The organism is Caballeronia sp. KNU42 (genome assembly GCF_053760385.1).
Window position 1 is genome coordinate 2,502,427 of record NZ_CM132388.1, and the last position, 22,340, is coordinate 2,524,766.

Annotated in this window: 22 protein-coding genes; 5 read left to right on the forward strand and 17 right to left on the reverse strand. The window is 61.0% G+C overall.

What is annotated here, in order from left to right; genetic code table 11:
• Nucleotides 1-339: 339 nt before the first annotated feature.
• Complete coding sequence (locus tag ACSOSP_RS11205; RefSeq protein WP_299713393.1) at nucleotides 340-1,047, reverse strand: transposase; 708 nt, start codon at nucleotides 1,045-1,047, stop codon at nucleotides 340-342.
• Between the two features lie 274 nt (nucleotides 1,048-1,321).
• Between ACSOSP_RS11205 and ACSOSP_RS11210 the strand changes: the two genes are divergently transcribed.
• Together ACSOSP_RS11210 and ACSOSP_RS11215 are read left to right on the forward strand one after the other, a co-directional pair.
• Nucleotides 1,322-2,047, forward strand: a complete 726-nt coding sequence (locus tag ACSOSP_RS11210) for an OmpW/AlkL family protein (RefSeq protein WP_455306550.1) — start codon at nucleotides 1,322-1,324, stop codon at nucleotides 2,045-2,047.
• A gap of 338 nt (nucleotides 2,048-2,385) precedes the next feature.
• Nucleotides 2,386-2,763, forward strand: coding sequence for a DUF883 family protein (locus ACSOSP_RS11215; RefSeq protein ID WP_455306552.1), 378 nt, complete (start codon nucleotides 2,386-2,388; stop codon nucleotides 2,761-2,763).
• 85 nt (nucleotides 2,764-2,848) lie between these two features.
• On the opposite strand, the gene ugpQ is transcribed toward ACSOSP_RS11215, so the two are convergent.
• The 13 genes from ugpQ to pilM all read right to left on the reverse strand — a co-directional run bounded on the left by ugpQ (nucleotide 2,849) and on the right by pilM (nucleotide 15,688).
• The gene (gene ugpQ / locus ACSOSP_RS11220) at nucleotides 2,849-3,592 is read right to left on the reverse strand and encodes a glycerophosphodiester phosphodiesterase (RefSeq protein ID WP_455306554.1); all 744 of its coding nucleotides are present in this window, start codon (nucleotides 3,590-3,592) and stop codon (nucleotides 2,849-2,851) included.
• A 23-nt stretch (nucleotides 3,593-3,615) separates the two neighbouring features.
• Nucleotides 3,616-4,698: a sn-glycerol-3-phosphate import ATP-binding protein UgpC gene (locus ACSOSP_RS11225; protein WP_455306556.1), complete on the reverse strand. Its 1,083-nt coding sequence runs from the start codon at nucleotides 4,696-4,698 to the stop codon at nucleotides 3,616-3,618.
• Between the two features lie 10 nt (nucleotides 4,699-4,708).
• Entirely contained in the window at nucleotides 4,709-5,017 is a 309-nt protein-coding gene (locus ACSOSP_RS11230; RefSeq protein WP_455306558.1) for an antibiotic biosynthesis monooxygenase family protein, read from the reverse strand.
• 14 nt (nucleotides 5,018-5,031) lie between these two features.
• Nucleotides 5,032-5,877 (reverse strand): sn-glycerol-3-phosphate ABC transporter permease UgpE, encoded by an 846-nt coding sequence (gene ugpE / locus ACSOSP_RS11235; RefSeq protein ID WP_455306560.1) that lies wholly within the window; start codon nucleotides 5,875-5,877, stop codon nucleotides 5,032-5,034.
• Nucleotides 5,874-6,758, reverse strand: coding sequence for a sn-glycerol-3-phosphate ABC transporter permease UgpA (gene ugpA / locus ACSOSP_RS11240; RefSeq protein WP_455306562.1), 885 nt, complete (start codon nucleotides 6,756-6,758; stop codon nucleotides 5,874-5,876). The genes ugpE and ugpA overlap by 4 nt, the downstream gene beginning before the upstream one ends.
• A 7-nt stretch (nucleotides 6,759-6,765) precedes the next feature.
• Complete coding sequence (gene ugpB, locus ACSOSP_RS11245) at nucleotides 6,766-8,088, reverse strand: sn-glycerol-3-phosphate ABC transporter substrate-binding protein UgpB (RefSeq protein WP_455306564.1); 1,323 nt, start codon at nucleotides 8,086-8,088, stop codon at nucleotides 6,766-6,768.
• Between the two features lie 75 nt (nucleotides 8,089-8,163).
• Nucleotides 8,164-9,411: a deoxyguanosinetriphosphate triphosphohydrolase gene (locus ACSOSP_RS11250; RefSeq protein WP_455310927.1), complete on the reverse strand. Its 1,248-nt coding sequence runs from the start codon at nucleotides 9,409-9,411 to the stop codon at nucleotides 8,164-8,166.
• A 360-nt stretch (nucleotides 9,412-9,771) separates the two neighbouring features.
• Nucleotides 9,772-10,848, reverse strand: a complete 1,077-nt coding sequence (aroB, locus tag ACSOSP_RS11255; protein ID WP_455310928.1) for a 3-dehydroquinate synthase — start codon at nucleotides 10,846-10,848, stop codon at nucleotides 9,772-9,774.
• Nucleotides 10,849-10,856: 8 nt separating this feature from the next.
• A complete protein-coding gene (locus ACSOSP_RS11260; RefSeq protein ID WP_455310930.1) occupies nucleotides 10,857-11,363 on the reverse strand; it encodes a shikimate kinase in 507 nt (168 codons plus the stop codon).
• A gap of 152 nt (nucleotides 11,364-11,515) precedes the next feature.
• Nucleotides 11,516-13,111 carry a type IV pilus secretin PilQ gene (locus tag ACSOSP_RS11265; RefSeq protein ID WP_455310931.1) on the reverse strand — a complete coding sequence of 532 codons (1,596 nt, stop codon included), beginning with the start codon at nucleotides 13,109-13,111 and terminating at the stop codon, nucleotides 11,516-11,518.
• 35 nt (nucleotides 13,112-13,146) lie between these two features.
• Complete coding sequence (locus tag ACSOSP_RS11270) at nucleotides 13,147-13,989, reverse strand: type 4a pilus biogenesis protein PilO (protein WP_455306565.1); 843 nt, start codon at nucleotides 13,987-13,989, stop codon at nucleotides 13,147-13,149.
• Complete coding sequence (locus ACSOSP_RS11275) at nucleotides 13,986-14,687, reverse strand: fimbrial assembly family protein (protein WP_455306566.1); 702 nt, start codon at nucleotides 14,685-14,687, stop codon at nucleotides 13,986-13,988. The genes ACSOSP_RS11270 and ACSOSP_RS11275 overlap by 4 nt, the downstream gene beginning before the upstream one ends.
• A complete protein-coding gene (gene pilM, locus ACSOSP_RS11280; protein ID WP_455306568.1) occupies nucleotides 14,684-15,688 on the reverse strand; it encodes a type IV pilus biogenesis protein PilM in 1,005 nt (334 codons plus the stop codon). The genes ACSOSP_RS11275 and pilM overlap by 4 nt, the downstream gene beginning before the upstream one ends.
• Nucleotides 15,689-16,013: 325 nt before the next feature.
• On the opposite strand from pilM, the gene ACSOSP_RS11285 reads away from it, so the two are divergent.
• Nucleotides 16,014-18,422: a penicillin-binding protein 1A gene (locus ACSOSP_RS11285; protein WP_455306570.1), complete on the forward strand. Its 2,409-nt coding sequence runs from the start codon at nucleotides 16,014-16,016 to the stop codon at nucleotides 18,420-18,422.
• 42 nt (nucleotides 18,423-18,464) lie between these two features.
• Here the strand turns inward: ACSOSP_RS11285 and cyaY are convergent, their stop codons facing one another.
• The gene (gene cyaY / locus ACSOSP_RS11290; RefSeq protein ID WP_455306572.1) at nucleotides 18,465-18,782 is read right to left on the reverse strand and encodes an iron donor protein CyaY; all 318 of its coding nucleotides are present in this window, start codon (nucleotides 18,780-18,782) and stop codon (nucleotides 18,465-18,467) included.
• Between the two features lie 35 nt (nucleotides 18,783-18,817).
• Here cyaY and lptM point away from each other — a divergent pair, with 35 nt between their 5' ends.
• Nucleotides 18,818-19,132: an LPS translocon maturation chaperone LptM gene (gene lptM / locus ACSOSP_RS11295; RefSeq protein WP_455306574.1), complete on the forward strand. Its 315-nt coding sequence runs from the start codon at nucleotides 18,818-18,820 to the stop codon at nucleotides 19,130-19,132.
• Nucleotides 19,133-19,202: 70 nt separating this feature from the next.
• On the forward strand, nucleotides 19,203-20,465 hold the full coding sequence (gene lysA / locus ACSOSP_RS11300; protein ID WP_455306576.1) for a diaminopimelate decarboxylase: 1,263 nt from the start codon (nucleotides 19,203-19,205) through the stop codon (nucleotides 20,463-20,465).
• A gap of 76 nt (nucleotides 20,466-20,541) precedes the next feature.
• Here the strand turns inward: lysA and msrQ are convergent, their stop codons facing one another.
• Both msrQ and msrP read right to left on the reverse strand, forming a co-directional pair.
• Nucleotides 20,542-21,207 carry a protein-methionine-sulfoxide reductase heme-binding subunit MsrQ gene (gene msrQ, locus ACSOSP_RS11305; RefSeq protein WP_455306578.1) on the reverse strand — a complete coding sequence of 222 codons (666 nt, stop codon included), beginning with the start codon at nucleotides 21,205-21,207 and terminating at the stop codon, nucleotides 20,542-20,544.
• A 16-nt stretch (nucleotides 21,208-21,223) separates the two neighbouring features.
• The gene (msrP, locus tag ACSOSP_RS11310) at nucleotides 21,224-22,213 is read right to left on the reverse strand and encodes a protein-methionine-sulfoxide reductase catalytic subunit MsrP (RefSeq protein ID WP_455306580.1); all 990 of its coding nucleotides are present in this window, start codon (nucleotides 22,211-22,213) and stop codon (nucleotides 21,224-21,226) included.
• Between the last annotated feature and the right edge of the window lie 127 nt (nucleotides 22,214-22,340).

Consider the following 22,340-nt stretch of genomic DNA (forward strand, 5'->3'; position numbering starts at 1 on the left):
GTTCTGTGGGGGGCCGCGGGCGGCCGTTGAACATGTTGTTGCGTTGTTATGTGCGTTGCTCGCGCCTCCGGCAGGCCAAGACCTTGAACCCGGGAGGAAAACGCGACGCCGGCCAAGCAAAATTGACGCAACGCGTCACGAACTGCCGGAAAACGAAATATACGCGATGAATCAAAAAGTTGGCAATCAAAACCCGATGATCTGACACCTATTATCGAGTTGGTGCACGAATGCCCCATTTTATTAGTTCCACATCAAATTCAGCAAAAAATAAACGGCATGACGATTTTTGTTGTCATGCCGTTTCGGTCATTCTTCAGTTCCGGCGCGAAAACGCCGTTAACGGGTCTGTGGAGTCTCGCGAATCTTGCGAGGACGGCCACGAGGCAACGGTGAGACGCGCCGGTTGGCGGCGCGCCCGGCCCACTCCCTGTAGGAGTCGCTGCCAAGCACCCAGCCCTTGAGCGTCGCCTGAAGCAGCCGGTTGGCTTCGCGCTCGTCGAGCGGCTGCTCACATAGCTCCGTATAGGCGCGCTGGCGTTCGAACGGCGTGTTGCCGAGCTTCCAGTACAGCGGGTGATCGGTAATGAGGCTGTCGAGCGTCAAGCCGATGTGATGGCGGTAGCTCGACCATTTGTAGTCTTGCGGGAGGGCCGCGAGTTCGGCATGCACCGGCGCCATCTCGACTACGCGGCTCGCGAGCAGGAAGTAGGTTTCACCTTCGATCACCGTCGCCCGGTAGCGGCCTTCCCATAGGGTGCCGCGACGCGCATACCGGCGATTGAAATGCGCGACGTAGCGCCGGCCGACCGCCTGCATGGCTTTCGGGAGACTGGCTTCATCGCGGGGAGTGACGAGGAGATGCACCGCGCCTGGCATCAGCGCATAAGCGTGGATGGCGAGATGGTGATCGCGGGAGGCCGTGCGCAGGCATTCGATGAAAAGCTCGTAGTCCGGAGCTTCGACGAAAGCGGGCTGCTGGTCCAGACCGCGCAAGATGACATGCTGCGGCTGTTCGGGAACGTAGAGTCGTGCTAGCCGTGCCATGCTGGATTGTCCGTTGGTCGAGCGTTGGTCGGGTATTCCGGCGGTCCGTCAAAGCCACATTCTGGGCCACCTTGAAATTTTTCGTTCAAGTCGTGCGAAGGGATGTGTGAACCCATGCATCAACCCGTGTATTCAGCCGGGGAAATCAGGGGCCTGGCACTGCGCTAACCCAATTAGAGCCAGCATTCCTCTTAGGGAAAACGCTCTGAGTCGAAGCATGGTTTGTTTCAAATGTTCTGTTCATAATTAGCGTGCTTTTTCGGAGGAGCACTCAATGAAAATAAAACGGGTTGTTACGGGGGTCGCCGCATTCGCGTGCATGTCTGGCGCAGCACATGCACAGTCGGCTAACACTTTCTTCGTTACCGGCGGCTGGTTCCATTTCGCTCCCCTTTCCAGTAGCGGCCCGCTCAAGGAAACGAGCGTAGGTGGATCGCCAGTCGGCATTGACATACCCAACAGCGGTGCGAGCCTCTCAAACGCCGACACCGCCGGTTTCACTGCAGGCTACTTTGTCACGGACCATATTGCCGGTGAATTCGTTCTCGGCATCCCGCCCTCGTTCGACTTGAAGGGTGAAAAGTCATATTCGCAATACGGCACGCTCGGTTCAGCCAAACAGTGGAGCCCTACTCTGCTGCTGAAGTACTACTTCATGCAACCGCAGTCGAAGATCCGTCCATACGTGGGCATTGGCGTCACGCACGTGTCGTTCACCGACGCAAAGATCACGAATACCGACTTCGAAACTAACGTGCTGCATGGTCCGACCGACGTATCGACGGATAGTTCGTGGGCTCCCGTGTTTAATGCAGGCCTTACATACGCGTTCACCGATCATTGGTTTGCAGGTTTTTCCATCTCGTTCATACCGCTTCACGCCACCGCCAAGCTGACAACCCAGGCGCAGACGCCGGTCGGCCAGCTCACCGTGAATTCGGAAGCGAAGCTGAAGCTGAACCCGATCGTGACGTATTTGAACGTGGGATATCGGTTCTAGACTTGAACGCGGCGGTAATAAGCACCGCCCGCCCTCCGTTGTTCTCTATGTTGTTCCGTCAAAGCAAGACACGAAACTAACGCCGTTGTGAGGAATCCTCGCAACGGCGTTTGTCTTTTCAGTGCTTGTAAATATGACGCGCTGCACACATTTTTCCGAGTCTGTCCTGGCAGTTTCTACTTTTCCTGATTTTCTGCTTTTCTCTGAAAAGCTTGCGCTGCAACGCTCGGACGGGCAATGTTGAACGCCGCGGATGAACCGGCATCCAACTTGCTCAACTAGTATTTTTCCGCAACTTCGCGGCCCATCCACGATTCATCCATCGACGGAGCGATCCTATGAACGCATTCCCCAATACGCGAGATGCCCTCGGAGATTCATGGAACTCCACCAGCCGCCGTGCACGCCGCATTTCGCGTCACAGCCGCGACGCGGCGCAGGACATCGGCGGCGAATTGCGCACGCTGATTTCGGAGATTGAAGAAACGCTGTCGAAAGGCACGTCAGCCGACGTCGCCGCGCTGCGGGCTCAGTTGAGCAAGAGCGTGGATTCGGCACGCGCACGTTTGAACGACACGCACGACGCGTTACGCGCTCGCGCGAATACGGCCCTGGCCGATGCGGACACCTACATTCACGACAAACCGTGGCAAACCATCGCCCTGGTGGGCGGCTTGGCGCTGGTGGCGGGCGTACTACTGGCCCGAGCCCGATAAGCAGCTTGCTTGTATCGATGAAAAACGCGCGCCGGAATTGCTTCCGGCGCGCGTTTTTTACATGTTCGCTCGTGCCTGTTCCCGCTCAGTCCAGAAAATCGGCACCGATTACATCGATTCGGTCCGTACAGATCGCATCCACACCCCATTCGGCGAGTTCACGCGCCCGCTCGGGGTCATTGACGGTGTAGGCCAGGATCCGCAAGCCGGAATCCTTGATCTCCGCGACCAGACGCTCGTCCAGCGTCTTGTGATCGGCATGCAGCGATACACACGACAACGCCGCGGTCTGGGCGCGCCAGTCGCCGGGAACGGCTCCGTAGAGCAAACCGCGCGGCAGATCGGACGCGGCCCCGGCGGCGGCCTCAAGCGCAGCGTAGGAAAACGACGACAACAACGGCGCCGGTTCTGTGCCCGTCCATAGCCGCGCCGCCTCCTGCGCCACTAAAACGCCCGTTTCAACATCACGCCCCGCGCACGGCTTGATTTCGATATTCGCCGCCAATCCGTGTGCAAAACACCGTTCCGCGACCTGAGCGAGCGTTGGCATGCGGGCGCCGGCGAAGCTCGGATCGAACCAGCGTCCGGCATCGAGTTGCTCGAGTTCCTCGTAGCGAAGGTTTTTTGCGAGGCCACGCCCGTTCGATGTACGGTCGACGAGGTCATCGTGTAGCAAAAACACAACGTTATCCGCCGATAATTTCGCATCGAATTCGATCATTTTCAGACCGAGCCGCGCACCGGTATCAATACCATCGAGCGTATTCTCCGGCGCGACTTTTCCGCCGCCACGATGCGCGACGATGCGCGGATAAGGCCAGATTTTCATGTCTTGGGACCCTCTTTCAGCCTCTAATTAACGCGCAAGCCCGTCGCCGGATCGAAGATGTGCAGCCGATGCGCCGGCAGCGCCACTTCCACCGCCTCGCCGCGCGCCGGACGATGCTCGTGCGGCAAACGCGCAGCAACGTCGTGTTTGCCCCAACGGCCATGCGCCAGATTATCCGCGCCGAGGAGTTCGCAGGAATCGACCGTCAACGTGACATGCGCGCCCTGCTGCTCCGGGAGCATGTGTTCCGGCCGAATGCCCAGCACCCACTCGCGGCCCTTCAGATCCTGCTGCAACGACTGCATGCCCGTGAGCGGCAAGCGTGGGCCGTTACCCGCGACATCGAAGGTCGAACCGTCGTCCGAAACACGGCCTTCCAGCAGATTCATCGCCGGCGAGCCGATAAAACTCGCCACGAACACCGTCGCCGGCCGCTCGTAGACTTCGGTCGGCGGCCCGATCTGCTCGGCCCGGCCACGATTCATCACGATCACGCGCTGCGCGAGCGTCATTGCCTCGATCTGGTCGTGCGTGACATACAGGCTCGTGGTTGCAAGACGCGCGTGCAGCCGCTGGATTTCCAGGCGCATTTGCACGCGCAGCTTGGCGTCGAGGTTCGACAGCGGTTCGTCGAACAGGAACACGGCCGGTTCGCGCACGATTGCGCGGCCCATCGCCACGCGTTGCCGCTGGCCGCCGGACAACTCGCGCGGCTTGCGGGCGAGCAACGGTTCGAGCTCCAGGATCTTCGCGGCATTCTGAACGCGCTGGTCGATTTCCGATTTGCTGACACCGCCGATCTTCAACGCGTACGCCATGTTCTGCGCGACGCTCATGTGCGGATACAGCGCATAGTTCTGGAACACCATCGCGATGTCCCGGTCCTTCGGCTCGAGCGTGTTCACCACTTTCTCGCCGATGGAAATCTTCCCTTCGGACACGCTTTCCAGCCCCGCGACCATGCGCAGCAAAGTCGATTTCCCGCAGCCGGACGGACCGACCATCACGACGAATTCGCCGTCCGTCACTTCCACGTCGATGCCGTGCAAGACGAACTGCTTGCTGTCGTAGGTTTTCTTGACGCCCTGAAGGCTTAGTGCAGCCATCGACCCGCCTTCATTTAAGGGCGCCCGCGACCGTCGCAAAATGCGCGACCGCGACACCCGGTTCATAGAATTTATGCAGCAACTCGCGCCACGTCTGGTAGTCGGCCGAGCCGCGGAAACCTTCCTCATGCGCCGCGACCGTCTCCCACCGAACCAGCAGCACGTAGCGCGAACCATTGTCCGCGTCGGCGCCACGCACCAGTTCGTGCGAAAGAAAGCCCGGCTGCGCCGAGATGATCTTTTCGGCTTCAGCGAACGCCGCTTCGAACGCGGCCTCTTCGCCCGCCTTCACCGGCAATTGAGCAACTTCAAGGATCATTGAATGAGCCTCCGTTATTTTTCGGAATCGACGAGACCGCGCACGAACCAGCGCTGCATCGTCAGTACAACCGCGAGCGGCGGCAACATTGCCAGCAGCGTTGCAGTCATGACCAGATGCCATTCGGTCGCGGTGTCGCCGGAAGCGATCATGCTCTTGATGCCGACCACCGCCGTTTGCAGCGACTGGTCGCTGGTGATCAGGATCGGCCACAAATACTGGTTCCAGCCGTAGATGAACGTGATCACGAACAGCGCCGCAATGTTCGTCTTCGACAGCGGCAGCACTACGTCCCACAAGAACCGCAATGCTCCGGCGCCGTCGATGCGCGCCGCCTCCATCAGCTCATCGGGCAGCGTCATGAAGAACTGGCGGAACAGGAACGTCGCCGTCGCCGACGCAATCAGCGGCAACGTCAGGCCGGCGTACGTGTTGCTGAGGTGCATCGATGAGACGACCTGGACCGTCGGAAAAATCCGCACTTCCACCGGCAGCATCAGCGTGATGAAGATTAGCCAGAAGGCCAGGTTTTTAAACGGGAAGCGGAAGAACACAATGGCGTAGGCCGACAGCATCGAGATAGCGATCTTGCCGATCGAAATCACGAGCGCCATGACCAGGCTGTTCAGCAGCATATGGCCGAACGGCGCCGCCGCGTTGCCGCTGCCGTGCGTCCAGATGTTCGTAACGTTTTCGAACAAGTGCGTGCTCGGAATCAGTGAAAGCGGCACTCTGAATACTTCCGCTTCGCTCATCGTGGCCGCGCAGAAAGCGATGTACACCGGAAACACGACCAGCACCACGCCAAGTATCAGCACCGCGTGGCAAAACAGGTCAAAACCGCGACGGTTCTCGATCATGAGTACTGCACCCGACGTTCAATGAAGCGGAATTGCACGACCGTCAGCGCCACCACGATCACCATCAGGACGACCGACTGCGCGCCGGAACTGCCGATATCGAGACCCTGGAAGCCTTCGGCGAAGATTTTGTAGATGAGCGTTTTCGTGGACTGCGCGGGACCGCCGCCGGTGGCCGCATCGATGACCGGGAAGGTGTCGAAGAAGGCGTAGACCAGGTTCACGGTCAGCAGGAAGAAGCTGGTCGGCGAGAGCAACGGCAGTGCGATCCCGAAGAACCGCCGCACCGGCCCGGCGCCGTCAATGGCCGCCGCCTCGATCAGCGAACGCGGAATAGCCTGCAGTCCGGCGAAGAAGAACAGGAAGTTGTAGCTGACCTGCTTCCACACTGACGCCAATACGACCAGGAACATGGCCTGGGAACCATTCAGCGCGTGGTTCCAGACAATGCCGTATTTCGCGAGCGCGTAGGTTACCAAACCGATGCTCGGATTGAACAGGAACGACCAGAGCACAGCGGCAATCGCCGGCGCAACCGCGTACGGCCAGATCAACAGCGTCTGATAGACCTTCCTGCCCCGTGTCACCCGATCGGCACACGCGGCGAGCAGCAGCGAGATCACCAGGCCCGACACGGTGACGAGCGTGCAGAAGATGATGGTCGTATTGAACGACGAGAGGTAAAGCGGATCGGTGAAGATCTGCTTGAAATTCGCCAGTCCGACAAACTCGCTCGATGTACCGAACGCGTCCTGGGTCTGCGTGGCCTGCCACAGCGCCTCGCCGGCCGGCCACAGGAAAAAGAGCGCGGTGATGGCGAGTTGCGGCGCGACCAGCAGATAAGGCAGCAGGCTCGTATTGAACCGCGATCGTTTTTCCATGGCGAGTTTAGTTCCCAGCCTTTTCGAAGCGGCGCAGCAGCTCGTCGCCGCGCGATGCTGCCGAGTCAAGCGCGTCCTTCGGCGTTTTCTTGCCCGCCCAGACCTGCTCGAGCTCTTCATCAACAATCGTGCGGATCTGCGGCATGTTGCCCAGACGCAAGCCCTTCGTGAACGGCAGAGGCGGCTTGTTCAGCATCTGTTTGATGGCGGTATCGGCGCCGGGATTCTTTTCATAGAAGCCCTGCTTTTGCGTCAACTCGTAAGCGGCGGTCGTGACCGGCAGATAACCCGTGTCCTGATGCCACTTGGCGGCAACTGCCGGCGAGCTCAGGTAAGCCAGGAACTTGGCGACACCCTTGTACGTAGCCGGATCCTTGCCCGACAGAACCCAAAGACTCGCGCCGCCGATGATCGCGTTTTGCGGTGCGCCCTTCACGCTCTGGTCGTACGGCATCATGCCCGTGCCGAAATTGAACTTCGCGTATTTCTTGATGTTGGCAAGCGAGCCCGACGAGTTCGTCAGGATGGCGCAATCGCCGCTGTAGAACTTCGATACCGGTTCGTCCTTCCGGCCGACATACGTGAAGGTGCCGTCCTTCGCCATGTTCTGCAGGCGCTCGATGTGCGCGACCTGCAGCGGCTTGTTGAATTCGAGCACTGCGTTGGTGCCATCGAAACCGTTATTCTCCGATGCAAACGGCTGGCCGTGCCATGCGCTGTAGTTCTCCAACTGAATCCAGCTCTGCCAGCCCGACGTATAACCGCAAATGCCCGCCGCCTTCAGCTTTTTCGCATCGGCTTCGAGTTCGTCCCAGGTTTTCGGCGGCTGGGTCGGATCAATGCCGGCTTTCTTGAACGCGTCCTTGTTGTAATAGAGGACAGGCGTCGAGCTGTTGAACGGCATCGAAATCAGGTGGCCAGTCTTCGAGTCGCTGTAATAACTCGCGATGGTCGGCACGAACGCCTTTTCGTCGAGCGGCTCGCCGGCTTGCTTGAACACGTCCGAAACCGGGACGACAGCCTTCTTGGCCTGGATCATCGTGGCCGTGCCCACTTCGTACACCTGCAGGATGGCCGGCGCGTTGCCGCTTCGATACGCGGCAATGCCTGCAGCCATCGTCTGGTCATAGCTGCCCTTGAAGACCGGCACGATCTTGTAGTCGCTTTGCGACGCGTTGAAATCGTTTGCGATGTCGTTCACGCGTTCACCGAGCGCAGATTCCATCGCGTGCCAGAACTGGATTTCAGTGGCGGCCTGTGCCTGACTGGCGCCAAAGGCGAATACAGCGGCAATGGAAAAGGCGCTGACCAACAACTTGCGACTACTCATGAGTAACCTCTCCTTGAACCCCGGCGGAGTTTTTCTGATTGGGACAAACGCGAAACGCGTCTGGAACGCGGGATTCTAATTGTCGTCTATGACGAATAGACGACCATATTCTTTTAATGCGTAACGATCGGTCATGCCCGCGATGTAATGCGCGATCAGGCGCGCCTGGGTGCTGCCGGATGCGCTCTCGCTGCCGCGGGGGTCGTTGGCGGACTCCTCCGCGATCGGCCCACGCGCCTGATAGGCCGGCGGCAACAGGCGCGGGTCGTCGTTGAACGCCTTGAAAAGGCCGCTCACCACGCGCCCCGCTTTGTTAGCCATCCGCATGACCTGGTAATGGCGATACAGGTTCTTGTAGAGAAAGCGCTTGAGTTCAGTCGCCTGGGCGGCGACTGCCGCGCTGTGCATGACCAGCGCCGGTGCATCGCGCACGTCGTCGACCGATTGCGGATTCAACCGCCCCAGGTTCTCGCTTGTCGACTCGATCAGATCCACGATCAGCGTATTGATGATCCGGCGGATAGTCTCGTGAATCAGTCTTCGCCCTTCAATATGCGGATATTCGCCGCGCGCCGCTTCGTAGTGCGTCTGCCACAACGCGACATCGGCCAGTTGGTCGAGCGTGATCAGGCCGGAGCGCAGGCCGTCGTCGACGTCGTGATTGTTGTAGGCGATTTCGTCTGCTACGTTCGCAATCTGGGCTTCTATCGACGGCTGCTTGCGATTCAGGAACCGCTCGCCCAGCGCGCCAAGCTTCAGCGCGTTTTCATGTGAACAGTGTTTGAGAATGCCTTCGCGGGTTTCGAAGCAGAGATTCAGGCCATCGAACGCACCGTAGTGTTCTTCGAGCTGATCGACAACCACAAGACTCTGCAGGTTGTGCTCGAAGCCGCCGTGATCGTGCATGCATTCATTCAGTGCATCCTGTCCGGCATGGCCGAACGGCGTATGGCCAAGATCGTGCGCCAGCGAAATGGCTTCGACCAGATCCTCGTTCACGCGCAGGTTGCGCGCGACGGAACGGGCGATCTGCGCGACTTCCAGGCTGTGCGTGAGGCGCGTGCGGAACAGGTCGCCCTCGTGATTCACGAAAACCTGCGTCTTGTATTCGAGCCGGCGGAACGCGGTGGAATGAACAATACGATCACGGTCGCGCTGGAACTCGGTGCGCGCAACCGGCGGTTTTTCTTCAAAGCGGCGGCCACGCGACTCGGCCGAATGCGCGGCATACGGGGCGAGATGTGCCTCGAGCGCGAAGGACGTCGGCGTGATGCTGGAAAACTCGAATGTCTTGTCGCTCACCGGCTGCTCCGAATCATCGATGCTTCGTTGTTTTTGCTTGAGTCTTGGCTTGGTCGTATTTTCCGTGGCAACGGCTTTGCTTCGGTGCAGCGCCAGGGGGCCAAGGGGTGTCAGCGCGATGCCAGGATCTTTCATCTCTCTCGGCTTGGCACCTGCTCCGAATCACCGTCGCCTTTTTCATGGCGACGGCCGCGCCTTATAAGAGCGTCGAAAAAGCCACCGCGAGTGGCTTCCACATCTGGAATCTATTGCAGCTCACCTGTTGCCGTAAGCGATGGTGTTCTTCGCTTCCGTGATCGCGGACGACGTTTGGAGCATTGATGAACCGGGACGCCTCGCGACTCAACTTCGTCGCAACGGTCTTCTGCCGACCTCAGAAGCTCAGACGCTGGCCGCTAGCGTTGCGCGCACTGCCTCGTCCGGTGCACCCGTGATCTTTGTTTGACCGAATCGCTCGAGCAGGATGAATTTGATCTCACCTGCTTCGGCTTTCTTGTCGACCTTCATCAAGTCGATATACCGGTCCGCGCCAAGTGCCGGCGCCTTGACTGGAAGCTTCGCCGCGGCGATCGACCGCGTCAGGCGCTCACGTGAGGCTTCATCGAGCCGGCCGAGCCGCACCGACAGATCCGCCGCCATCACCATGCCGCAACCGACTGCCTCGCCATGCAGCCATTCCCCGTAACCCAGGCCGGCCTCGATTGCATGACCAAACGTGTGGCCGAAATTGAGAATGGCGCGCAAACCGCCTTCGCGTTCGTCGGCAGCGACTACCGAAGCCTTCACCTCGCACGAGCGCTTCACCGCATGCGTGAGCGCGGTCGGATCGCAATCGTTCAGAGCCGGGATGTTCGCCTCGATCCAGTCGAAGAATTCGCTGTCGGCAATGGCGCCCGTCTTGATCACTTCCGCGATACCCGCGGCGAGTTCACGCGGCGGCAGCGTCTGAAGCGCTGCAATATCGGCGATAACTGCCTGTGGCTGATAAAACGCGCCAATCATGTTCTTGCCGAGCGGATGATTGATGCCCGTCTTCCCGCCCACCGACGAATCGACCTGCGCGAGCAGCGTGGTCGGCACCTGGATAAAGGGCACGCCGCGCATGTAACTCGCTGCGGCAAAACCCGTCATGTCGCCGATCACCCCGCCGCCCAGCGCAATCAGCGTGGTCTTGCGGTCGGCGCGCTCGGCGAGCAGCGCGGTGAAAATCTGGTTGAGCGTCTCGAGGTTCTTGTGCGCCTCGCCATCGGGCAGAACGATGGTCGTGACTTTCTTGCCGAGCGGCGCGAGGGCGGCGCGGAGCGCGTCGCCATAGAGCGGGTCGACGGTCGTGTTGGTGACAATGGCCACCGACGAGCCCGCAATATGTGGTGCGTACAGTTCGGTCCGGCCAATCAAGCCGGCGCCGATATGGATGGGGTAGGCGCGATCGCCCAGTTCGACGTTGACGGTAATCATGGCGGACATTATGACGTAGCCGGCTTGGCGATGCCGGCCATCTCCAGTTGCATCAACACCATGTTGACGAGGTTATTTACGGTCGGCCGGCCGGTTTCCACGATGAAATGCGCGCACTCCTGATACAGCGGATCACGCGTCTTGTAGAGCGATTCCAGCTTGCCGCGCGGGTCGTCGGTCTGCAGCAGCGGCCGGTTTTTATCGCGCCGCGTGCGCTGCCACAATTCGTGCGGCGTAGCGCGCAGGTAGATCACCAGCCCGCGACTCTTCAGATGTTCCCGGTTCTCCGGCCGAAGAATCGCACCACCGCCGGTTGCCAGCACGATATTCTCGCGCCGCGACAGCTCATCGATCACATCCGCTTCGCGCTGCCGGAAGCCTTCCTCGCCTTCGACCTCCCAGATGATTGGGATGCGCGCACCTGTGCGCGCCTCGATTTCGTGGTCGGAATCGATGAAAGAACGCTGTAACCGGCGCGCGACCGCCCGCCCCACGGTGGTCTTGCCTGCCCCCATGAGTCCGACAAAAAATACGTTCACGTTCGCTTGCCCGGCTTCCAACTCGCTTCCTTGTGCATTGATTCCGGTCCCGATTCTGGCCCCGTTCGTGCGGGAGCTTAAGGGCAAAAGGGCCGCTTTGTCGAGTCGGGAAGGCTTGCCGGCGGCCTTCACAGACGCGCCGGAACGATATGCGGGGTAATGAAAATGACCAGTTCGCTGCGCGAATTGCGGCGCGCGGTGTGACGAAAAAGCCAGCCCAATACCGGGATTTTACCGAGCAGCGGGACCCTCGTGACATCGTCGCGCTCATCGGAGGAATATATCCCGCCGATTGCCACCGTGCCGCCGTCCTCCACCTCCACGCGCGTCTGGACGTGCTTGGTGTTGATCGCCGGACCGGCTGCCGTCTGCTCCCCGACGCTGTCCTTCGATACATCGAGATCGAGGATGACGTGGCCATGCGGCGTAATCTGGGGTTCGACTTCCAGTTTCAGCGCGGCCCGGCGGAACTGGACGCCCGACACGCCATTGCCGACTTTCGCCTGATACGGCAATTCCGTGCCCTGCTCGACCACCGCCTTCACGCGACCCGCCGTGATCACGCGGGGACTCGACACTATCTCGCCACGGCCCTCGTTTTCGAGCGCGCTCAGCTCGACGTTCAGCAAGCGAGTAGCCTGTGCGGCAAATAGCGTCAGTCCGGCGGTCGCGGCGTCGAATCCGCCAATCGGCCGCGCCGATAAATCGAATACCGCGCCGTCTGCGCCCGCAACAAGGCCACGCGCGGTGGTGTCGCCAGTGGGCGTCATCGATAGTTTCACACCCAGATTCCGCGAAAAACCGGTATCGCCTTCCACAATGCGCGCCTCGATCATCACCTGAGGCGTCGGCTGGTCGATCCGCGTGATCAGCTCTGCGATCTGCGCAATGCGGGCCTCCAGGTCAGTGACGAACAGCAGGTTGGTGCGGGCATCGGCCATGACAGAACCGCGCTTCGATAACACCCGCTGACTGCCCGAACCTGTCAGGAGCTTGCGAACGTCGTCGGCGCGCGGATAGCGCAGAACGAACGTGCGGCTGCCGAGCGGCTCGAGATCGGCTGCACGGGCGTGCGCTTCGTAGCGAAGGCGCTCGCGCGCCGCCAGTTCGCCAAGCGGCGCAACCCAGATGACCTCGCCATGGCGTTCCATTGCCAGGCCATGGACGTCGAGCAGCGTGTCGAACGCGCGCCGCCACGGCACATCGACGAGATTCAGCGAGACCACCCCGCGGATCTTCTCGCTCGCGACAATGTTGACGCCCGAAAACTTCGCGAAGGTTTGCAGCACGGCGCTCAAGTCGGCATTTTTCAGGTTCAGCGAGATCGGTTTGCCGTCGTCGAGCGGCGTGGCTGCAGGCTCCGCCGACGCTCTGCTCATACGCTCGATCGGCGGCAAAGGCGTCGGCGGCCCTTCCAGCGCAGGCGTGGTTTCAGGTGCGGGCGCTGGAGCGGGCGTAGCGGACGTTGTGGCTGGTGTCAGCCAGCCCGTGTCCTCATCGGGCGCTTGCGCAACTACGGCCTCGGGAACCTCAACTGCGAACTGGTCCGTGGGCAGCGTCTCGGGAAACGGCTCGGGCAAGGGCGGCAAAGGCGCGATTGCCGCTTGGGCCGTGACAGCCCTCAGCAGTAAGGCGGTCGTGATGCCACACACGCAAACTCGCCAGCGCAACGAGAACCGGCCCGCGATCGCGGCCTCAGGCGCAACTCGAACCACCACGCTCATCGAACGGCTTAACAACCGCATAAAAAACAGCGTCCTCATGGCCGGTCATCCACGAAGCCTATCGTCCGCACGGCCCCGCCAGGGCGACCGAGCTCGATCGAACGCGAACGGACATTGCCAAGCCGCTCGCCGCCAATCATCTGACCCGGCAGAAATCCATCGACGCCCGCCGCCGTCTCTACCAGCGCCATCGCACGTCGCCGAGCACGCAAAGTGCCGACGAGAAGCATCGCGCCGCCATCACCCACGCTGGTGCCGTTCTTCACACCAAACGGGTCGATAGCAAACGCGTCCCGGCGCGACGGCTCCGGTCGCGCGATCGCCGGAAGGTCCTCGAAAACTCGGAGCGTCGCTTCCAGTGAGAGCGCATTCGCTACTCGTTTCAATTGCACATCTGCCGGAACGACGAGTCTCGGCAGCCCTTCCAGCGCGTCGAGAAACCGCAGGATCTCGCCGAACGAACCTTCGGCGCGAAATTTCAGCGGACGCTCGATCTCGAGCCCTTCGCCCTTCTGTGCCGACGGTTCGATCGTGCCGATCCGCAAACCGCTCCGAGCGGCGAGCGCGGTCAGCTCGTGAAGTGCGTCCGCGACGGTCCAACGTGCTAGCGGCGCACCATCGCCTGAACTCGCGCGCATTGCGGGTAACTCGGCAGCCATCGTTCGCGCCCGATCCAGGCGTTGCTGCACGTCGTGCAGTGCCGAACGGCTCGCCTCCGTGCCGCTTAGATCGGAGGAACGCCACAGCCACACGCCCGCGGTAAACACGAGCGCGGCGACCACGATGCCCGTAACTGCGATCCGATAACTGCTCCAGGCATCGAGAGGCTGAAGCAGCGTCGATTGCAACCCACGGGAGGATTTGGTGAACGGGTTCATCGCGTGCTCCGGCTGGTGGCTTTCGGCTTCGACGACGCTTCACGTCTGGCGCCTTTCGGCAGCTTGGCCGCCATTTCCCCGGCGCCGCTTTGCGTCCAACGCACGACCGCGATGAAATCGTAAGGGCTCGTCTTGGCTGGCAAATTCACCGTGCCGGATGGCGGAACTGCCTTGGCCGCGGGCTGCACAGCAACCACCCGCCGGCGCATTTCCACGATCTCCACGGCTCGCACGCCCGTCACGCTCTCAAGCGCTTTAAGCCACGCGGCAGCGGTATGCGAATCCGGCGCGCTGGCGGCGAGTTCAACCTCGCTCGCGCGCTGCGTCACCCGCTGCAAACCGACATTCCCCTGCGACGTACCTCGAGCGAGCGCGTCGAGCAGACCAAGAAACCGTGCACGCGGCTCGGCAATCGGCACGGCGGCGCTCTGTGCTCGCCGCTCCAGCGCCTGGCGCTCGACCAGACGCGCATGCTCTGCGACCGGCGCAGTCAATTTCCGCAGCGCCACGTCGAGCGAGTCTCGCTTCTCTTCTATATGCAGCCGCTCCAGCGCGTCCCAGCCCGCCACTGCGCCGACCGCAGCGCATCCGGCCAGTCCCGCGCCCGCAAGCACCGCCAGCGCCCGGTTGCGAGCCCGACGACGCGCACCCGACCGGTACGGCAGCAGATTGAATGCATGCAAACTGACCGCGCTCATGGCATCACCTCGCGCAGTGCAAGTCCCATTGCCACAGCAAACAGCGGCGAATGCGCGAGACGCTCATCCACCCGTTGCGCGCCGTTGCAGAACGGCGCGCACTCAAACGGCATGACCGGGCAGCCAAACAGCCCGGCCAGCATGGACATGGAAACACCTGCGCGATCGAGCAGGTCAATGTCTCCACCGATATAAATCCATTGCACGTCTGGATCGTCGCCGGCCAGATCGGTCAGCGCTTCAGTCGCGCTCGAATACTCCGGCGCCGGATAACGCACCTCGTTCTCCACGCCGTCCTCACCCACAAGCCACGCATGCAGCCCCGCGCTTTCCACCCAGCAAGCGACGAAACGTTCCTGCGGATCAATCTCCATGGCGGCCGAATAACGCAAGGCGCGCAGCGCCGCGCACGGTTCACCCTCGATTGCGCTCAACACAATGTTCGCGCTCGCTGCCGTCTCCATGCGCGCCTCCACGTATTGCCGCCCAGTGGCCGCAATCGTTACCTCAGCGCCGCCGTCCTCGAGCGCCTGGATAGACCAGTCGACCGCCAGCGCGCCACGTTCGATGCCCGACACGCGTTCAGCTTCAGCCAGCACCGCCGGCTCGAGCAAACCGCGCAGATCGCGCCCCGCCACTCCGGAAATGGACACTTGGCCTGTCTGAGTGAGCCGGGCGAGCGGCACTCGTGCGATGAGCGTAGCCGACGCCGGCAGCGCCATTGCACAGCGCAGCGAGCGCAGTGCGCCTCGCGCGGGCAGCCGTGAAAACACTTCTTGCAACGCCGCCGAGATAGCCATCCGGTCGATCAAATCTCCGCCTATTACCGCGCCCGGTTCCAGCAGAACCTCCTCCAGCCGCTCGACGCAGACTGGCCGGTTCGCGTGCAACCGCTTGCTGACAACGGCCAGCCTCAACGCCCCTTCGGTAATGTCGATACCCGCCGCGAACCGGCGCGTAACGGTCAAGACCGATCCGCGCAAAAGTGTTTCCGTACCCATGCTCACCCTCTCTTTTTCAGGCCGCGCGCCGAACCGTTCGGGCGCTGGCAATGAAACGATTGTGAGCAGCGGCGCCAGTTGCCACCATTCGTCCAAGTGGCTAACGTAAAGGAGAACGGGCTTAAAAAACGCCGATGCGGGCGGGCATGAAACAAGCGTGGAAAGGGTTCAAAAGAAGCGATGCAAACGTTCGCCGTCTCAGTCCGTCAACGCTTATCGTGACGAAAGAGGTGCCGCCGAACCCTGCGCGCAACACCCCAAGTAAGCCAGACGAAAGCCGTAAAGTTGGGCAGCTATAATCGCGGGACCGTTTTTTGGTGGTGCCATGCAATCTCAGTCTCCGTCGTCCCCTCCGTCGCGTCGTCCCGAGTCCCCGAAGCGTGTTCGCCCGCTCTGGATCAGGCTTCTGCTCGGATTGTTAATTTGTATTGTCGGGCTGATTATCAGCGCGGGGCTCGTGCTCGGTTACGCACTGGTGGTGGCCCAGCCCAATCTGCCGTCGCTCGAAGCGCTCACCGACTACCGCCCGAAAGTACCGCTGCGCGTCTACACCGCGGACCACGTGCTGATTGGTGAATTCGGCGAAGAACGGCGCAGCGTCGTGCGGATCCAGGACGTCCCGGATTACCTCAAGAAGGCGGTGCTCGCCATTGAAGACGCGCGTTTCTACGATCACGGCGGTGTCGACCTGACCGGCATCCTTCGCGCCGGCACCGTGGCGTTGACGAACGGCCATGCTTCCCAGGGCGCAAGCACGATCACGATGCAGGTCGCGCGAAATTTCTTCTTGTCGAGTGAGAAGACCTACACCCGCAAGATCTACGAGATGCTGCTCGCCTACAAGATCGAGCGCGCGCTCACGAAAGACCAGATTCTCGAGGTCTATATGAACCAGATTTATCTGGGACAGCGCGCCTATGGATTCGCGAGCGCCGCGCGTGTCTATTTCGGCAAGGACCTGAAGGACATCACGCTTGCCGAAGCCGCCATGCTCGCCGGCTTGCCGAAAGCGCCCTCCGCGTACAACCCGGTCGTCAATCCCAAACGCGCGAAAGTGCGCCAGCAGTACATCCTCGAACGGATGCTGGAACTGCATTACATCACGCAGCAGCAATATGACGACGCAGCGAAACAACCGCTGGTGGTGAAAGGCGCCGGGCGCGAGTTCAGCGTGCACGCCGAGTACGTGGCGGAAATGGTGCGCCAGATGATGTACACGCAATATCGCGAGGAGGCTTATACGCTGGGCCTGAACGTGGTGACGACCATCGATTCCGCCGATCAGGACGCGGCGTATCGCGCCGTGCGCAAGGGCCTGATGGACTATGAACACCGCCACGGGTATCGCGGGCCGGAAGCGTATATCGATCTGCCTGCGGACCCCGACGATCGCGAGCAGGCTATCGACGACGCCCTGGTTGACCATCCCGACAACGGCGAGATCGTCGCAGCCGTCGTCACCGAGGCGAACCCCAAGCAAGTGAAGGCCAGTTTCATCGATGGCAACGTGGCGGTCGTTCAAGGCAACGATCTGCGTTTTGTCGCGAGCGCGCTAAGCACGCGGGCGCAGCCGAACCAGCGCATCCGGCCGGGCGCGATCGTGCGCCTGATGAAAAACGACGACGACACCTGGGTCATCACGCAACTGCCGCAAGTGGAAGGCGCGTTTGTTTCCGTCGTGCCGCAGGACGGCGCGATCCGCGCGCTGGTGGGCGGCTTCGACTTCAACAAGAACAAGTTCAACCACGTCACGCAGGCGTGGCGCCAGCCGGGTTCGAGCTTCAAGCCGTTCATCTATTCGGCGTCGCTGGAAAAGGGCTTGTCCCCCGCGACCATCATCAACGACGCGCCGCTGTTCTTCAGCGCCGCCGAAACCGGCGGCCAGGCATGGGAGCCGAAGAACTACGGCGGCGGTTTCGACGGCCCCATGCCCATGCGCACCGCGCTGATGAAATCGAAGAACCTGGTCTCCATCCGGATCCTGAACAACATCGGTCCGAAGTATGCGCAAGGCTATGTGACGAAGTTCGGCTTCGATGCCTCGCGTCAGCCCGCCTATCTGCCGATGGCGCTCGGGGCAGGCCAGGTCACGCCGCTGCAAATGGCGACGGGCTATTCGGTGTTCGCGAACGGCGGATACCGCGTGAACCCCTACCTGATCGCCGATATCACCGACCCGCGCGGCGCCGTGGTCTCGCATCCGCAGCCGCTGATCGCCGCAGACACCGCGCCGCTCGCCATTACGCCGCGCAACGCCTACGTGATGAACAGCCTGCTGCAAAGCGTGGCGCAACGCGGAACGGGCGCGCGAACGAACCAGCTGAAGCGGACCGATCTTGCTGGCAAGACCGGCACGACGAACGACTCACACGACGCGTGGTTCGCCGGATACCAGCATTCGCTGGTAGCTATCGCATGGATTGGGTACGACTCGCCGCGCACTCTCGGTGACAAGGAAACGGGCGGCGGTCTCGCGTTGCCGGTGTGGATGGACTACATGAGCCGGGCGTTGCGCGGCGTGCCGGAATACAAGTCGACCATGCCGCCCGATGTGGTCTCGCTAGGCGGTGAACTCTATTTCGACGACATGACGCCGGGTCACGGATTCGTGGCAACGATCGGTGTGAGTCAGGCCGTGCCGGAAGACGTCAGCGGCGGGACGCCTTCTGCGCCCGCGCCGCAGGTCGGCGAGCAGGAAAAGCAGGACATCATGAATCTGTTCAAAGGACAGTAAGTCTTGATTCGGGCTCCTGCGGCGCGGGGCCCGAAGGGCAAATCAAGCCGAAAAGCTGATCGGCTCGCCGGCTTGTTCGCTTGCGTACTGGCTGAGCGCTTCGAAAAACTCGCTGCCATCGCGCGTGTTGCGCCACGCGCCATCCACATACTTATAGTGAAAACCACCTGCCTTTGCTGCGAGCCAGAGCTCGTGCATTGGCGGCTGCAAGTTGATGATCAGCTTCGTCCGGTTCTCGAATTCGAGCGTTAAAACATTACCGCTGCGTTCGAATTCAACATCAGCTTCAAGACCGTCCACGTCCCGCTCGATGGCCGCCAGCGCAGCCTCGGCGAGGGTCAGGTATTCGTTGTCGGTCATGCTAAACTCCATCGATTAATTAGTCAGGGACAGCAATGCAAGTCGTCTTCCGGATGAGCGCGATTGTAGCGGCTTTGGCCATTTCCGCCGGCACGCTGCTCGCCGCCTGTGGTCAGCGTGGACCGCTCTATATGCCTGTCGCACCGCCACTCCCGGTTCGTCCCGCCAGCATGCCGCCGTTGCCGGAAAGTGCTGCGAGCGTGCCTGCTGCGGCGTCGTCCGCCTCGTCTGTTGAAAGTACCGGCGACATTCCAGACACGTCCGGCACGCCGCTTTCGCTCTCCCCTGACGACAACATGAAATCGCCCGAGTCGGCATCGGCGCCCAAAGCCGCTTCCTCCGGCGAATAATCGTTGCGCTAAGTTGCCTTTCCGCGCTTATGGCCAACCGGCCGAGCGCGTCAGTAAAACCAGAAAACTCATGACTCAATCCGCATTCTCGCGCGCCGAAGGCGTGCTGCAGGTCGAAGGCGTTTCGGCCTCGTCGCTGGCCGAGCAATTCGGCACACCACTCTACGTGTATTCGCGCAGTGCGTTGACCGACGCATATAAAGCTTACGCCGATGCATGCAACGGCCGCCGCGCCACTATCCACGTAGCAGTGAAAGCCAACAGCAATCTTGCGGTGCTGAACGTATTCGCGCGGCTGGGCGCGGGCTTTGACATCGTCTCGTCGGGTGAACTCGCTCGTGTGCTGGCCGCGGGCGGCAAGGCGGAAAACACCGTGTTCTCCGGCGTCGGCAAGACCGCAGCGGAAATGCGCGAGGCACTCGATGCCGGCGTGAAATGCTTTAACGTCGAATCGATTCCCGAATTGCTCGCGCTGAACGAAGTCGCCAAGGCTGCGGGCAAGCAAGCGCCGGTGTCGCTGCGCGTGAATCCCGACGTCGATGCCAAGACGCATCCGTATATTTCCACGGGCCTCAAGTCGAACAAGTTCGGCGTGGCTTTCGCCGATGCCCGCGCGACCTACGCGCAAGCTGCGGCGATGTCGAATCTCGACGTGATCGGGATCGACTGCCATATCGGCTCGCAGATCACCGAAGTGAGCCCGTATCTCGACGCAGTCGACAAATTGCTCGACCTCGTCGAGCAAATCGAAGCGGACGGGACGAATATTCATCACGTCGATGTCGGCGGTGGTCTCGGCATTACGTACGATGACGAAACGCCGCCGGCTATCGGAGAGTTCGTGCGTGCGGTGTTCGCGCATATCGATGAACGCGGGCACGGTCATCGCGAAGTTTATTTCGAGCCGGGCCGCTCGCTGGTCGGCAATGCGGGCGTGCTGCTGACGCGCGTGGAGTACCTGAAGCCGGGTGAAGAGAAAAATTTCGCCATCGTCGACGCCGGCATGAACGACCTTGCGCGTCCCGCGATGTATCAGGCGTTTCATCGCATGGAAGCAGTGGAAGAGCGCGCGACGAAGGCGCAGGTGTACGACGTGGTCGGCCCTGTTTGCGAAAGCGGCGACTGGCTCGGAAAGGATCGAGAGCTCGCCATCGAGCAAGGTGATCTGATCGCGATTTTCTCGGCGGGCGCTTATGGTTTCGTGATGAGTTCGAACTACAACACGCGTCCGCGCGCCGCCGAAGTGATGGTCGATCGCGAACGTGCGCGTCGAGTGCGTGAACGCGAAGAAGTGCAGCAGTTGTTCGCGGGTGAATCGATTTTCCCGGACTGATTTCGGTCGGTTTGATTGGCATGAAAAAGGCGACGCCATTCAAGCGTCGCTTTTTTCATGAGTGTCCCGGTTAAAGCTAAACCGCGCGAGTCCTCGTCATCCGCGATCGCAGCCAGACAACCACGCGCCACGCCAGCAACACCACCACGATCGCGCCATAGATCTTCGGCAAGATGAGATCGTGCTTGCCCGCTTTCATCCACCAGAAGTGCAGGATCGCAAGCACGGCGATCGGATAGATCAGCTTATGCAGCGTTTGCCAGCGCCGGCCGAGTTTCCTGACCATCGCTTTCGGTGATGTCACGGCGAGCGGGACAAGCAGCACGAACGCCGAGAAACCAACCAGGATAAACGGCCGCTTGACGATATCTTTCAGGATCGCGAAGACATCGAACCATTTGTCGAACCAGATGTACGTGGTGAAGTGCAGCACGACATAGAAGAACGCAAATAGCCCGAGCATCCGTCGAAAGCGCAGCAGCGCGTTAAGGCCGGTCAACCGGCGAACCGGCGTGACGGCAAGCGTGATGCACAGGAACACGAGCGTCCACAAGCCGGTCGAGCGCGTAATGAATTCGATCGGATTGGCACCCAGGCCGCCCGTGAAACCGAGCAGAACGATACGCGCAAGCGGGTACAAACCGCCCAGAAACACAGCCACTTTCGCCGGCACGATCCAGTTCGTGCCGCCAGCGGCAGCACGCGTTGCCGGCTTTGCTTTGACATTGGAAGCCACGGCCATCCTTGTCCCCTTGACCCTAAAAGTTCGCCTTCAAATCCATGCCCCGATACAGCGACGCAACCTGATCGCCGTAACCATTGAACATCAGCGTCTTGCGCTTCGGCGTGAAAAAACCGTCCTCGCCAATGCGACGTTCCGTTGCCTGGCTCCAGCGCGGATGATCGACGTCCGGATTCACGTTCGAGTAAAAACCGTACTCTTTCGGCGCATATTCGCTCCAGCTCGTTTTCGGCTGCTGCTCGACAAAACGGATCTTCACCAGCGATTTCGCGCTCTTGAAGCCGTATTTCCAGGGCACCACAATACGCACCGGCGCGCCGTTCTGATTCGGCAGCACTTCACCGTATAAACCGACGGTCAGCAGCGCCAGCGGATTCATCGCCTCGTCCATGCGCAGACCTTCGGAATACGGCCAGTCGAGAATGGGATCGGACAGCCCCGGCATTTGCGACGGATCGGCGAGCGTGATGAACTGCACGTACTTCGCGTTGCCCGTCGGCTGCGCGCGCTTGATGATTTCGGACAGCGGAATGCCAATCCACGGAATCACCATCGACCACCCTTCCACGCACCGCAGCCGATAAATACGCTCCTCGAGCGGCGCGAGTTTCACGATTTCATCGATGTCATACACCTTCGGATTCTTGATCTCGCCTTCCACCGATATCTTCCACGGCCGTGGCCGCAGCGTATGCGCGTTTTGCGCCGGCTCGCCCTTGTCGGTGCCGAACTCGTAGAAGTTGTTGTAGCTCGTGATGTCCTTGAACGGCGTCACTTTGTCCAGCGCGACGAACTTCGTGTTCGTGGCCGCGGCGAGCTTCTGGCCCTTCGCATCGGGCGATGTCATCGCGGCGAGCGCTTCGCCGTTCACGCCGACGAGCCCCGTCGCGGCCAGCGCGCCGGCGGCCCGCAACACGCGCCGGCGATTCTCGAAGAACTCTCGCGGCGTGATCTCGCTTCGGGCGATGTCATCGCCGAAAAGCTGGCGTGTGTGTTTCATAACCATTTCGATGCTCCTGAAATCCTTGTTGCGGCCCGCGTGAACGTCGCCGCCGCTCTACCCTATATTCGTGGCAAACACCGAATCGGTTTCAGCTATTCCGTTCAGACAATAAAAAAACCGCCAGCAAAGC

What these genes read in the sequence shown, in the direction of transcription:
- ACSOSP_RS11205 (WP_299713393.1), bottom strand. Translation starts at nt 1,047, where the DNA reads ATGGCACGGCTAGCACGACTCTACGTTCCCGAACAGCCGCAGCATGTC.
- ACSOSP_RS11210 (WP_455306550.1), top strand. Translation starts at nt 1,322, where the DNA reads ATGAAAATAAAACGGGTTGTTACGGGGGTCGCCGCATTCGCGTGCATG.
- ACSOSP_RS11215 (WP_455306552.1), top strand. Translation starts at nt 2,386, where the DNA reads ATGAACGCATTCCCCAATACGCGAGATGCCCTCGGAGATTCATGGAAC.
- ugpQ (WP_455306554.1), bottom strand. Translation starts at nt 3,592, where the DNA reads ATGAAAATCTGGCCTTATCCGCGCATCGTCGCGCATCGTGGCGGCGGA.
- ACSOSP_RS11225 (WP_455306556.1), bottom strand. Translation starts at nt 4,698, where the DNA reads ATGGCTGCACTAAGCCTTCAGGGCGTCAAGAAAACCTACGACAGCAAG.
- ACSOSP_RS11230 (WP_455306558.1), bottom strand. Translation starts at nt 5,017, where the DNA reads ATGATCCTTGAAGTTGCTCAATTGCCGGTGAAGGCGGGCGAAGAGGCC.
- ugpE (WP_455306560.1), bottom strand. Translation starts at nt 5,877, where the DNA reads ATGATCGAGAACCGTCGCGGTTTTGACCTGTTTTGCCACGCGGTGCTG.
- ugpA (WP_455306562.1), bottom strand. Translation starts at nt 6,758, where the DNA reads ATGGAAAAACGATCGCGGTTCAATACGAGCCTGCTGCCTTATCTGCTG.
- ugpB (WP_455306564.1), bottom strand. Translation starts at nt 8,088, where the DNA reads ATGAGTAGTCGCAAGTTGTTGGTCAGCGCCTTTTCCATTGCCGCTGTA.
- aroB (WP_455310928.1), bottom strand. Translation starts at nt 10,848, where the DNA reads ATGATTACCGTCAACGTCGAACTGGGCGATCGCGCCTACCCCATCCAT.
- ACSOSP_RS11260 (WP_455310930.1), bottom strand. Translation starts at nt 11,363, where the DNA reads ATGGGGGCAGGCAAGACCACCGTGGGGCGGGCGGTCGCGCGCCGGTTA.
- ACSOSP_RS11265 (WP_455310931.1), bottom strand. Translation starts at nt 13,111, where the DNA reads ATGAGCGTGGTGGTTCGAGTTGCGCCTGAGGCCGCGATCGCGGGCCGG.
- ACSOSP_RS11270 (WP_455306565.1), bottom strand. Translation starts at nt 13,989, where the DNA reads ATGAACCCGTTCACCAAATCCTCCCGTGGGTTGCAATCGACGCTGCTT.
- ACSOSP_RS11275 (WP_455306566.1), bottom strand. Translation starts at nt 14,687, where the DNA reads ATGAGCGCGGTCAGTTTGCATGCATTCAATCTGCTGCCGTACCGGTCG.
- pilM (WP_455306568.1), bottom strand. Translation starts at nt 15,688, where the DNA reads ATGGGTACGGAAACACTTTTGCGCGGATCGGTCTTGACCGTTACGCGC.
- ACSOSP_RS11285 (WP_455306570.1), top strand. Translation starts at nt 16,014, where the DNA reads ATGCAATCTCAGTCTCCGTCGTCCCCTCCGTCGCGTCGTCCCGAGTCC.
- cyaY (WP_455306572.1), bottom strand. Translation starts at nt 18,782, where the DNA reads ATGACCGACAACGAATACCTGACCCTCGCCGAGGCTGCGCTGGCGGCC.
- lptM (WP_455306574.1), top strand. Translation starts at nt 18,818, where the DNA reads ATGCAAGTCGTCTTCCGGATGAGCGCGATTGTAGCGGCTTTGGCCATT.
- lysA (WP_455306576.1), top strand. Translation starts at nt 19,203, where the DNA reads ATGACTCAATCCGCATTCTCGCGCGCCGAAGGCGTGCTGCAGGTCGAA.
- msrQ (WP_455306578.1), bottom strand. Translation starts at nt 21,207, where the DNA reads ATGGCCGTGGCTTCCAATGTCAAAGCAAAGCCGGCAACGCGTGCTGCC.
- msrP (WP_455306580.1), bottom strand. Translation starts at nt 22,213, where the DNA reads ATGGTTATGAAACACACACGCCAGCTTTTCGGCGATGACATCGCCCGA.